General features: G+C 32.3%; 11 protein-coding genes. 1 reads left to right on the forward strand and 10 read right to left on the reverse strand.

What is annotated here, in order from left to right:
- Positions 1-74 precede the first annotated feature (74 nt).
- Positions 75-884: an HAD family hydrolase gene (locus tag LB941_RS04750; protein ID WP_253359934.1), complete on the reverse strand. Its 810-nt coding sequence runs from the start codon at positions 882-884 to the stop codon at positions 75-77.
- 4 nt (positions 885-888) lie between these two features.
- On the reverse strand, positions 889-1,641 hold the full coding sequence (locus LB941_RS04755; protein ID WP_253359935.1) for a DeoR/GlpR family DNA-binding transcription regulator: 753 nt from the start codon (positions 1,639-1,641) through the stop codon (positions 889-891).
- 282 nt (positions 1,642-1,923) lie between these two features.
- Between LB941_RS04755 and LB941_RS04760 the strand changes: the two genes are divergently transcribed.
- The gene (locus tag LB941_RS04760) at positions 1,924-2,730 is read left to right on the forward strand and encodes a DUF4422 domain-containing protein (protein ID WP_253359936.1); all 807 of its coding nucleotides are present in this window, start codon (positions 1,924-1,926) and stop codon (positions 2,728-2,730) included.
- A 114-nt stretch (positions 2,731-2,844) separates the two neighbouring features.
- On the opposite strand, the gene LB941_RS04765 is transcribed toward LB941_RS04760, so the two are convergent.
- The 8 genes from LB941_RS04765 to LB941_RS04800 form a co-directional block, all read right to left on the reverse strand.
- On the reverse strand, positions 2,845-3,480 hold the full coding sequence (locus LB941_RS04765) for an NAD-dependent epimerase/dehydratase family protein (protein ID WP_253359938.1): 636 nt from the start codon (positions 3,478-3,480) through the stop codon (positions 2,845-2,847).
- Between the two features lie 316 nt (positions 3,481-3,796).
- Positions 3,797-5,845, reverse strand: a complete 2,049-nt coding sequence (locus tag LB941_RS04770; RefSeq protein ID WP_253359940.1) for a methyl-accepting chemotaxis protein — start codon at positions 5,843-5,845, stop codon at positions 3,797-3,799.
- A 230-nt stretch (positions 5,846-6,075) separates the two neighbouring features.
- The gene (locus tag LB941_RS04775) at positions 6,076-7,179 is read right to left on the reverse strand and encodes a lactate oxidase (protein ID WP_253359942.1); all 1,104 of its coding nucleotides are present in this window, start codon (positions 7,177-7,179) and stop codon (positions 6,076-6,078) included.
- A 27-nt stretch (positions 7,180-7,206) separates the two neighbouring features.
- The gene (locus tag LB941_RS04780) at positions 7,207-8,961 is read right to left on the reverse strand and encodes a thiamine pyrophosphate-dependent enzyme (protein WP_253359945.1); all 1,755 of its coding nucleotides are present in this window, start codon (positions 8,959-8,961) and stop codon (positions 7,207-7,209) included.
- A 101-nt stretch (positions 8,962-9,062) separates the two neighbouring features.
- Positions 9,063-9,485, reverse strand: coding sequence for an Rrf2 family transcriptional regulator (locus tag LB941_RS04785; RefSeq protein WP_253359947.1), 423 nt, complete (start codon positions 9,483-9,485; stop codon positions 9,063-9,065).
- A 144-nt stretch (positions 9,486-9,629) separates the two neighbouring features.
- Complete coding sequence (locus LB941_RS04790) at positions 9,630-10,730, reverse strand: SLC13 family permease (RefSeq protein ID WP_253359949.1); 1,101 nt, start codon at positions 10,728-10,730, stop codon at positions 9,630-9,632.
- Between the two features lie 51 nt (positions 10,731-10,781).
- Positions 10,782-12,218 carry an APC family permease gene (locus LB941_RS04795; RefSeq protein ID WP_253359950.1) on the reverse strand — a complete coding sequence of 479 codons (1,437 nt, stop codon included), beginning with the start codon at positions 12,216-12,218 and terminating at the stop codon, positions 10,782-10,784.
- 246 nt (positions 12,219-12,464) lie between these two features.
- Positions 12,465-12,941 carry a GNAT family N-acetyltransferase gene (locus LB941_RS04800; RefSeq protein WP_253359952.1) on the reverse strand — a complete coding sequence of 159 codons (477 nt, stop codon included), beginning with the start codon at positions 12,939-12,941 and terminating at the stop codon, positions 12,465-12,467.
- Positions 12,942-12,947: the final 6 nt, after the last annotated feature.

The following is a 12,947-nucleotide window of genomic DNA, read 5'->3' on the forward strand; positions in this document are numbered from 1 at the left end:
GACGCCATATCACATGCATTTGTTATACAATAAATATCATATACTAACCATTAAATTAGTTATTTTATAATTATTCAGTATCCACTAAGTAAATTATGAATGCCAAAAGCTACACCGTTATTATCGTTTGTTTTTGTAATAAATGTAGCTTTATTTTTAACATTAAAGGATGCATTTCCCATTGCAATGGATGTTTCAACACATTCAAACATTTTTAAATCGTTTTCGCCATCACCAAAAGCAGCTAATTCTTTTTTTTGTAAATTTTCTTCTGATTGAATAAAAGCAATGCCATTATTCTTAGTAGCATTTAAACTAGTTATTTCAAGATGATTATTGTCGGAAAGTTGAACACTAATATCTTCAAAATGAATTGTTTGAAGCATCTTTTTAACTGCTCGCAATTGGGACAAATCAAAACTTATTAACATGATTTTATAAATTTGAAATTCTTTTGAATGTATTGTTTCAAAGTTCTTATCTTCGACGGGTTCTATATGGGTAATTTTCTTTTGAAAATCGCTATACATATTAGTATTCGTGACAAACCATTGTGCTGAACTGTACCAATTGATAGCTATTTTAGGAAATTTATAATTGATTAAATTAAAAATAGCCATAACAGTATTTGTTGCAATATATTGACAAAAGAACTTTTCAATATGCTTTGACTTTTGTTCAAATATTAAGCCACCATTAAAGGCAACTTGTTTATTAGATAAGTGTAATTTTGCTAAGGCAAAATGCATTTCGTGTGGCGAACGTGCAGAAACTAATGTTATTGGGACAGGACAATTCTGAATAGTTTCAATATTCTCTTGACTAATTTTACCGTTGGAATCTAGTAAAGTACCATCCATGTCTAAAAAAATGTGTTTAATCATTGTATCACACCTTTAAAATTTTTAAATTTGAATTAAACCAGTGAGCTTCTGTTCTTGTTAAAAAAGAATCTGTTATGAGGGTATTTATTTGACTACAATCGCAGATTTTGTAAGGAGACGAAGTATTACCAAATTTATATTTTGCAGAAACAAGGATAACTTCTTGAGATTGTTTAATAACATTTCTCATCAAAGTAGCATCGTTTTCATTGATAACAAAGGCGCCATGTTTATTTACTGCAGAAGCACCGATATATATTTTTTTAAAAGATAGATTTTTAATTTCAGTTAGAGCAGTCATAGAATATGTGTAACGATTAGAATTATCAACAGCTCCACCTATTATTTCGATTTTTAAATTTCTATTTTGAATGAAGGCAACAACATTATCGATCGAATTGGTTATAATTGTTACACCATTTTGCTTAATGAATTCACCCATTTGGACAAGTGTAGTTGATGTTCCTACAAAGTATAGACCTGGTGTGGAAATTGTTTGTGCTGCTAATTTAGCCATATTTATTTTAGTTGTTGAAAGTATATGTGTTCGAGTCAAATATTCTGGAACACCAGACATATTGGTAGCAGCAACACCACCATAAATTTTAGTTGCTTGACCAGTACTGGCAAGTTTTAAAATATCTCTTCGGACAGTATCTAAAGATACGTTAAAATAATTTTTTAAGAAACTGGTACTAAGTTCAGGATTGTCAACTAATAATTTTTTTATTTCTTGCAATCTATGTTGTTGTGACATAAATCTCACCTCTTCTAAGTGTATTTTAACAGTAGTCTTTAGAGATACAATAGACATTTGTTAATATCTGATTATTTTTAAGTAAGTATCTGATACTTACGAAATAATTGCGTAAGTTAGGCTAAAAAATCTATTTTACAATAAATATATCAATTTATTTTTCTAGATTAGATAAATTTAAAAAGTTTAAATTGGCAAGATTTTATTAGGAGTGTTAAGCTTAATAAGAGTATTTTTAGAATAGTTGAAACAGTTTTATTTTTTTTGGAAGCAGGTTATTTTTTGAAAGCAAAAATTTATGTTGTCAGTCATAAAAATTTATCATTACCTAATGATGACTTATATTATCCAATTCAGGTTGGAGATAAAAGGCATAGAAATAGCGGATACTTACAAGATGATATAGGTGAAAATATGGCTGCAAAAAATGCATATTATTGTGAGTTAACAGCGCAATATTGGATTTGGAAAAATCAAAGCGCTGATATACAAGGAATTGTTCATTATCGCCGTTTTTTTGCAAACTATATGGGGAAAAATAAAGTCATGACAGATAAGCCATTTGATTTTATTTTACAAGCAGGATTATTACAAGAAACATTAGCGAAATATGATATGATTTTACCACCAAAAGAAACCTTTTTTGAAGCTAATTTATGGTTGCATTACAGGTTTCAGCATCATATAGTATGCTTTAAAGCTGTACAAAATGTTATTGAAGAAGCTTATCCAGATTATATAGCAGCTTTTGAAAAGGTCATGTTTCATCAACGAAGCGCGCATATGTATAATATGTTTATTGCGCAAAGGCATGTTTTTACAGAATATAGTGAGTGGCTGTTTGATGTTTTAAAAAAAGTTGAAAATATCATTGATATCAGCAGTTATTCTGCATATGAACAACGAGTCTATGGCTTTTTGAGTGAATTTTTGTTAAATATTTGGGTTACTAAAAATAATATTAATACGATTGAAATTCCTTTAGTATTAACCGAACATCGTAATTATTTAACGGAAGGTATAGAGTTTTTCAGGCGCAGAATGAATGATATTAGCAGAGTTGATAAGTATAATTCTAGAAAAAGTTAAAGAAAAAATTTTTACACTGTGAGTAGAACAGTTGAATAATGAAAGTTAAATCTGTGATATTAAAAACACACTAAAGGTTATTGAACAATACCTTTTGGTGTGTTTTTAATAGCGCTATTTTTCAGTACGTTGTTGAAGAAAACTGGAGTTACCAGTAATTATTTGATTAATTTCAGTGGCAAATCTATCTCGAGCTATCGGTCGTAGAGGGGAAATTACCTTCTTTAAAATAGGTATTTTTTGAAGAAGAGCTAAACTAGTACCGGTAATATTAACCAAAGGTCGATCGGAATGATAAATTAACCCGGGATATACAAAAGAAGCTCGGGTTCCAAGGCGTAAAGATAATTCCTTTTCCAAGTTTTTTTTAGCTTGCATATAATTATGCATCCCAGGTGGAGCGTAGTTAGCAGATACAAATAAGAATTTAGTGGTAGTGTTTTCTTTTTCCAAGTATTTAATCACATTCATTACTGGGTCAATTGTTTTGGAATAATATTCTGAATAATTTTTAGCAAATAAGATACCAATGAGATCAATAACCCAATCAGCATCTTGAAGTTCAGCTTTCCAGGTTTGTTTATCATAGAGATCAATTTTGAGCCAAGTCACAGACGGCCACCTAATGATATCTTTTTGAGTTCCACCAGATCTTGACATGCTAACAAGTTGTAAAGAGGTATTGGTGCTAAGTATATCCATAAGACCGTGGCCAACATAGCCGGTACCACCTAAAATTACAATTTTCATATAAAACCTCCTCAAAATAACAATTGTCAATCTTTGCTTTAGTATACTGCTTTAAACAAGAAAACGGAATTAAGCAGTTTGTATATTTATATTATTTATAATGATGAAAGAAAATGAGACAAAAGAGGAGTTAGCTAGAGAACATTAAAATCGTAAATTAGCTAATTTTGGTCTGATATTGTCTGGGGTACGATATTATACGCAACTAACTGTCTTTTTACGAGTAGTATTATACTAAATATTCATAGATAAAATAGTCCAGACCTATTTTATTCTGGACTATTTTCTGTATGTCATATGTCAGTAAGCAACTTAATTAGCTAATTACCGTAAAGGTTTGGGCTAAGTTTTTCTTTAGATTTTCAGCAATATTATTTAGGTCTGCAACATGTTGGGTGAATTCTTCCATTGTTGCGAGTACTTCTTCAGAATTGGCAGAAACTTCCTGTGTTCCAGCAGAGTTTTCTTCAGTTGAAGCTGAAATGTTTTCTAGATTAGCTAAGAGAGTATTTTTGATGGAGATAATTTCTTGACTAATATTAGCTAATTCATTAATGCCATCAATCATTAGTTCACTATGTTTAGATACTTCTTTTGAAGAATCAATAGAGGTATCAATTAATTGCGTTTGTTTTTGACTGTCCTCTAAAGATTCAGAAGTTTGTTTAACCATGTTAGAAGATTGTTCTTTAATTTTGATTATAAGCTCTTCGATTTTCTTAGTGGATGCTTTACTTTTTTCAGAAAGTTCTCTAATTTCAGAAGCAACAACAGCAAAACCACGACCAGCTTCTCCTGCGCTAGCAGCTTCAATAGAGGCGTTTAATGCAAGTAAATTGGTTTGTTGAGATATTTCATTAATTACATTAATAATTTGACCAATGTTTTGGATGCTGCTATTGGATTCTTCCATTTTTTGCATTAATAACTTTAGTTTATCTAATTCGTGATACCAATTATCTTTTACTTCAGTTGCGATTTGAATATTATTTTTATTTATCTTTGATGCAGTTTGAGATTCATTGTTGATATTATTAACATTTGTATGCATATTTTCAATTGTACTTGAAAGATTTTGAAGTTGTTCAACACTTTTCTGTGTTTCATCAGCTTGTGAACTTGTAACAGTCGCAATTTCTGTAATTGTTTGTGCAACTTCACTTGTAGCTGTGTCAGTTTGCTTAGATAGAGTCAGTAAAGAATCTGACATTTCTGAAACCTTGGTTCCTTCTTTTTTAATTTTTGTGATTAGATTACCAATAGAAGTAGTCATTTGGTTATAGTATGAAGTAAGACGTTGGATTTCGGTACCATTTTTATTTGCAGTGACCATGCGGATAGCTAATCTATCTGAAAACTTACTTTTGTTAAGTTTGTCCGCGGATATAATTTGAATTTTACCATTACCTGCATCTTTAAATGATGCAACAAAGATATTAATAATTTTTTTAATAATTCGAGTAATAATTCCTGCAAAAATCAAACATACAAAGAACATTACAACAGAAACAATAATAGATGTTTTGATAATTGCTGACAATTCAGGCTTAAGCTCATTTTTCTCTGTTTTCGCAATGGCAATGGTAGAACTCCCACTATTTTTATGATAATAAACACGTTGGATTTTGGCACTATTAGTAGGTAAAAAAGAACTATTATTATTATTTCTAATAGAAGATTTAAGATTTTTAAATAATGTGGTTTTGGCTAAACTTTTGCCTATTAATTTTTTATTTTTTGAAGCAACTACAATACCATTAGATGAGAGTAAAAGCGCATTCCCGGTTCTCCCAACTTGAAGTTCACTAAGGCTTTGTTGAATAGAATTGTATGAAATATTAAAGGATAAAACACCTGTATGGCCTTGGGCATCTTTGACAACAGTAGATACACTTGTAACGTATTCATTTGTATTAGCATCAATGTATGGTGCAGACCAAAAAATATGGCCTTGGTTTTTGATTGCTCCTTTATACCAAGGACGTGAGGTTGGTTTGAAGTTTGCGGGTAGTTTAGTACTATTTGCAACATATGATCCATCAGAAGTTGCAAAGATAGCGTTTTTAATCGTTCCATTTTCCTTTTCAGCTGCGGAAATTACTGTTTTAATATCATTTAAGTTAAAGTTTTGCTTGAAAGCAGATTGTGCAAGCATTCCGGTTAAAGCTTTTTTAGCAGAGCTTCTAAGAACAGTTTGACTATGGTATACGCTAGCGACAGCAGCCTGTTTTGTGGTATTGCTTCTAGATATTAACAATTTTTTTGTGCTAGCATAAGAACTAATTGCTGTGATTAATATTGGAACTAAAGATATTAAGACTAAAAAGCCAATAATATATTTACTGATACTTTTTTTCTTAGACATAATAAAACCTCTTTTCATAGTGTAACTAATAGTTATTATCGGTAAATTAACTAAAAACTTAAGTAGAGTAATATTTAAATCTAAGAATGTAACAATGAAAAATAAAAGTGGGATAAAAGGTTGTTAATATTATCTAGCTACTTTTAGGTGTCAAATATTTGGATAAAAAAAATCCAGGACTTTTGTCCTAGATTTTTTAAGAAGATAAGCTAAAGTATGGATTAAAAAAACTATTTGCGGAATAATTTAGCTTTTTTAACATCCTCAATGGCTTGTGTACCAGCTAATTGCATATCAATTTTAAGTTCATCATTCAAATGGGTAATAACTGATGCAACACCTTGTGATCCACCAAGGGCAAGGCCATAGATAATAGGACGAGCTAAGGCAACTAAGTCAGCCCCATTTGCGAGAGCCTTAAAGACATGTGATCCACGACGAACGCCACTATCAAAGATAACAGGTACTCTATGATCAACTGCTTTAGCTATTTCATGTAATACATCAAAAGAAGCAGGGCCACCATTTAGTTGTCTACCACCGTGATTAGATACATATATACCCTTGGCACCGGCACCGATAGCTAAAAGAGCATCTTCAGGTGACTGGATACCTTTAACAATGACAGGAAGATTTGTATATTCTGCAATTCTTTTAACATCTGCGGGACTAATTTTTTGAGCAGCAGCTGCATAGATTTCCATAATGCCTTTGCCTTGACCAGCGCCTTCACTGAACTTGGCTAAATTAGCCATAGGAATTGGAAATTGGAAATTATTAATGATATCAGATTCACGATAGCCATCAACCGTTGCATCGGTTGTTAAAATAATTCCTTTAGCTCCAGCTTTTACAGCTTCATCTAATAAAGCATTGTTGAAATCCCAATCTTTACTCATATATAGTTGGAATAATTGTGGCGCACCATTACCAGCAGCAGCTGTATCTGCAATACTGGTTGAAGAATAAGTACTTTGTGACATTAAAGCACCTACAGAAGCAACACCCTTGGCAGTGGCTTTTTCACCTTGAGAATGAGCCAACCCTTGAGCAGCAGCTGGTGCCATCATAATTGGAGTACTTAATTTGTTACCAAACAAAGAAGTTTCTGTGTTTGGATTTTCCATATCTGTTAAAGATCTAGGAATAATTTGGACATGGTTGAAGGCTGTAGTATTTTCCTGCAATGTCCATTCGTCTTCTGAACCACCGCTAATGTAACCAAAACCACCAGTAGGAATAATATCCTTAGCTTTTTTCTCAAGAGATGGTAGGTTTAAAATGTCCAATTTTTCTTCACGATCACTTTGTTCATATCCATTAATTACTGTCATTATAGGTTCCTCCTTTAATTTTTCCAATTAATCTTCTAATGAATTTAGAAGATCACCAAATGCAGGTTGTTCAGTTTCATCGATATTATATTGTTTGCGGTATTGATTTACCATGTCATCTCCAAATGCATTACGATCAACTGCTACAAAGCTTGTATCAATTGGATCTACATTTTGAATCTTAGCATCTAGCACGATTGGTAAATCATTGCCTGCAGCTTGTAATTCTTTAATTTTATCCATAGCTTGTTTCAATTCAGTCAAGTTAGTTGCTGTTAAACCAATTGCACCAAAGTTTTCAGCGGCTTTAGCCCAATCGGCACCTAATAAATCGATGCCATAAGGTGCTTGGTTAGCAACTAGTTTTTCATGTTGAATGAAACCAAAAACTTTATTTTCTAAAACAACATTGATTACAGGAAGATGATACTTAACTTCTGTTAATAAATCAGGCATAACCATAGCATATCCACCATCACCTGAAATACTCCAAACTTGTTTATCAGGATAACTTAATTTGCCAGCAAGGCCAGCAGGTAAACCAAAGCCCATTGTGCCATACCAAGCTGACATAGTGAATTGTTGCTGACGGTTAAGTGGTAATTGACGGATTGCCCATTCAGTGTTGTTTCCAACATCTAGGCCAAAGACAGCATCATCACTCGCATTTTCCTTAATAGCTTTCATAACACCTTCAGCAGTTAAGCCGTTTTGATCATCATCAGCTAATTTATTTAACCAATTATCCCAATTCTTTTTGTTTCGTTGAGCAGCTTTCAAGAAAGCAGTTGGTTCAACCGAAAAATCAAATTGCAACAATTCTTGGAAGAATGATTTTGCATCAGCTAGAACGGTAATATCGGCATCATGTTGTTTGCCTAAATCAGCTAAATTATTATTAACTTGGATAAATTTGATATTAGCTGGTAAGTAGCGAGCAAATGGGAAGTTTGTACCTACAAAAAGAACTAAGTCAGCAGCTTGTGATGCTTCAAAAGCAGGTTTTGTCCCTAAACGTCCACGTGAACCCATGAAGTTAGGATGGTCTGTAGGTATTACACCAGTTGCAGGTGCTGTTGAAAGAACAGGAAGACTGAATTTCTCAGAAACAGCAACAACTTCTTTTCTAGCACTGTAAGCTCCTTTGCCTACCCATAAAATTGGATGCTTAGCAGCTTTTAAAGCAGCTTTAACGTCAGCAATATCGTTTTTATTTGGTACAATTTTTTGAGGGATTGATTTAAGTGGAGCTGTTTTAAAACCATCAAAATCAATTTCTTGACCAGAAAGATCATCTGGAATGATAACAACAGAAACGGAATTTGTTGCATAAGCAGAACGAATAGCTTCGTCAACAACGTAAGGAATTTGTTCTGCATTCACAACTTGTTTATGAAATTCAGCTACATCAACAAACATGGGATCTTGATTCATTTCTTGGAAGAAGTTTGTATTCATAACACCAGTTGCTGATTGACCGACAATTGCTAGTACGGGCACATGATCCATTTTGGCATCATATAATCCGTTTAATAGATGAACTGCACCGGGGCCAGCTGAACCAAAACTTACACCAATTGTACCTGTAAGTTTTGCATCTGCAGCAGCAGCTAAAGCGCCAACTTCTTCATGACGAACTTGGATATATTTTAAATTTTTTCTTTCTTGATAAAAACCATCAACGGTATTATTAATTGAATCTGCTGTAATACCGTAAAGGTGGTCAATGTTCCAATCAACTAAAACTTTTGCTAATGCGTGTCCTGCTTGTATTTTACTCATATTAATCAATCCCTCTTTCAAAAAAATAAGATGTGTTATTTTTAAGCACATCTTTATCATAAACCTATTTATTAAATTGTCAACCTTAATTTTGAAAAAATTTATTTTTCTTGATACATTTGAACATCGTCAATGATATTTTGCAAGGATATTTTGTCCATACGAGCTTCTGCACTGCTTTGAATTTCTTGATAGTAGTGATCCATAACTTTAGGTATTACAGTTCCAACAGAGCAAGTATCTGAAGTATTTGTGTCAACATTCAGTAAGTTGCGTTTTGTGGTAACTGCTAAGTAAATGTCTTTTAAGGTAATCTGTCTAACATCATGTGCGATAGTAGGACGTGCAACACCACGTGTAGAAACAAGTAAACCATGTTTTTTTAGTTTTCCCATGATACGTCTAACCAAAGTTGCATCTGTATTGAGGCTACTAGCAATACGATCACTCTTTAAATTTTCGTCATCATGTAGTGCGATATAAACCATTATATGGGTAGCATCACTAAGTTGTGTATTTGCCAAAACAAGCACACCCTTTCTATTATTTGTTGTTACTTATTTTAGCACAATAAAAGCATAAAAACTTGTTTTATGCTTAATCTTTAATATTATTTTTTGAGATATTAGAATATCTAGAAAAGTAAATAGCTAACAATTTAATAAAGGCTAAAGTAATAACAAACCCACTAGGCCTAATATAAGTAAACAAAAGGCATTTATAAATGAGAATACTTTAAAAAAATGCCAAACTTGTGCTTTATCTAAAAATAAAGCAATTTGTTTTAAGGCTAATAGATTTGCGAGAGAAGCAATAATAGTTCCTAATCCACCAATATTAACACTTAGAAAAAGTGCATTAACATTATTAGTAAAGCCAGAAAGCAAGATTGTTGCAGGTACATTGCTAATAAATTGACTACTAATGATCCCTATTAGATAAGTGGAGGTTGTTGTCTGTGTTAAAGTGTGGATAAATTGGGTCAAAAGCGAATTGCTCTTAAGCGAACTAACTATTAGAAAAAAGCAAACAAATGTTAATAGCAGTGCGTAGTCAACTTTAAAAATTGTCTGTGGTTTAGTAAATAAGGCGATTAATAAGGAACCAATAACGACAAACGAAATCGGAAGAATGCTAAAAATACCTAATAAAATAAAGCATAACGTTCCAATTGATATGATAACAAAAATAGGTTGGACAATAACTTTGCGTGCTGTATAATTGTCAGTTTTACTAGGCTTGATAAAAAAAGTCAAACTTAGCAACAATAAAGGACTTACTATCATTAATGGAGATGAAAGTCTAAAAAAAGTAATAGCTGCTAATTTATAATTTGAAATTAAAAATAAATTTTGGGGATTACCAAATGGAGTAAAAGCACTACCTAAGTTAGCAGCCATAACAATCAAAGTTGCAGGAAAAGCAAATGAGAAATGCTGCTTTTGAACTATGTTAATAAACATGGGTATTAAGGTTAAAATAGCGACATCATTTGTTAAAAACATTGAACCTATAAAGGCTAACAAAGTTAAATATTGAACCGTTTGCCGCTTTGTAGATGAGTATTTTAATAAGATGTTACTTAAATAATCTAGAATACTAAATGAGTTTAACAATTGAACACAGAGCATAAGAGATAATAATGATAAAATCGTATGCCAATTTATCTCTGAAAAATGTGGGGTTCCTAAAAATAAACTAAGAATAGCGCAAATAACTGATATCCAAAGAATTTTATCATTTATAGTTCGCTTAATAAGCTGTTTCATATTTATTCCCCGCGATAATGATGAAATTTAAACAAATATTTCAAGATAAAACTATAACTTTTTATTTTCATGTTTGGTTATTAAGGGAAGGATTGCACCTAATCCAATTAAAACAACAATTGCAATAATATTGATAATTAATTCATACCACCAAGTTGTACTTAAAAAACTGATATCTTGCGGAAGTACTCCAAAAAAAGTAGCGATTGCAGTAATTGCCAAAGCCCAAAAGCCAACAAGCCAAGCAAGCTTATCATTTTTAATAAAAACATAGCTAGAAGGGTATTTCTTGCTGTTTTTTCTAACTTGCATAAAGGCATAGAATATCCAGCAAGTGACTCCGGGGGAAATGATGCCATTTAGATTAAGCAACCAATTGAAGATATCGTTCATATCAGGTAAAAAAATACCTAATAAAAGAATAAAACCAGATAGTAGGCAGGTTAAAATATATCCATTAACTGGGAGACCATCTTTATTGGTTTTACGTAAAAACTTGGGCATAAACTGGGTCCCTGTATCTGAGATCAGCATTCTAGTCATTGCATCTAGTAAAACAGCTAAGAGAGCTGCTAGGTAAATAACTTCAGTCCAAGCAAACAAGTACATGAATAAGTTGCCTACGTGATATTGTTTGCCTAAAGCTTGGAAAGCATAATATGAACCATTCATTTTTAAATCTTCGGGTAAATGATGGGCATTAAAAAATATGCCTAAAGAAAATGAGCCAAAAATAGTTAAAAAGGCGGTCATTATGACTAACATCCACATGGATTTAGGAAACTCGCTTGAAGGCTTTTTCATTTTGGTTACAAAAGGAGCAATTAGTTCGCAACCATTTACAGCATAAATTAACAAACCAATAGTAGTTAAATATTTCAGATTAAATTTAGGAATAATAGAACTTAGATTCATTGGCTGTGTAGCGATATGTCCTCCCAATCCTAGAGATGATATGGACATGATAACAAATAGAATCGTCATTCCAAACATAGCAATACCACCAATTGAGCTAAGTAGTTCAAGTGTATGTTTAAAACGAGATTGAATCGCAATAAAGACAACAAAAACAATTAATGTTAATAAGGCAAAATGTTCATTTGACATGGTGTCTTGAAATTTGCCACTACCTGTAATAGCCCACCCTATACCAACGACAACGGAATTAGCGGTATCAACAACATAAGGAATAGATGCAGCCCAGTACGTCCATGCAGTGAAATAGCCTAAGAATTCACCATTCGTACCTCTAATCCAAGAACTAAGTCCGCCGCCTTCTTTATTAAAGATTGAGCCTAGTTGTCCCACCATTAGCGAATAAGGGATAACATATAAAAAAAGCATCAAGACCCAAGATGTTATAACGCCCATACCTTGATTCTTGAAATTATAAATTAAATCATCAAACCCAATAACTGTGACAAAACTCATCAAAGCTAGTGTAGGCCAGCTGATATAATGAGACTTAGTGGATAAATTTTCTTCCATAATAAAACAAACCTCGCTTAAAATAGACTATTTTAATATAAGTTAGGGATAAAAACTTTAAATTCTTTTTATCTCCGAATTTTTAGTGTCCCAAGACAGCTAGTGTACTTTGCCTTGTACTCCAGATGACATTAATGCTTCTTAGATAACTGCCATTTAGTTCACTATCCTTAATAATAGCATAGCCCCTTAATATTGCGAGGAATATTTATATATTTAATTAATTGATGCTAGGAACTAGTAGAATTACAATTTCTTTATAAGCCACATATCACAAGCGCTATGAGCAGTACCAGAAAGTGGTTGTGGAATTTCTTGAAAATCAAACTTTTGATAAAGATGTACGGCACTGGATAAATTTTTAAATGTTTCCAGATACAAACTTGTATATCCCATTTTTTTAGCATTTTCTTCTACCAAATTAATAATTTTTTTCCCAAATCCATAGCCACGAGCTTCAGGAAGAAAATAAAGTTTTTGTAGTTCAGCAATACCAGCTTGATTTAAAGGGGCTAAACCACCACCACCAAGGATTTGATTATTATGTTCAATAACCCAATAATGTGCCTTATCAGGTTGTGAATTATAAAATTCAGCTAGGGTGTCTAATTCAGGATCATAGTACGCAGTTCCAGGAATATTGTTACCAAATTCCGTAAGTGTTGTTTGGATAATATTTTTAATTGCTACATTGTCTTGTGGTCGAATATCGCGTAAAAACAAAATAAT

The organism is Ligilactobacillus ubinensis (assembly GCF_024160875.1).
Lineage (GTDB): Bacteria > Bacillota > Bacilli > Lactobacillales > Lactobacillaceae > Ligilactobacillus > Ligilactobacillus ubinensis.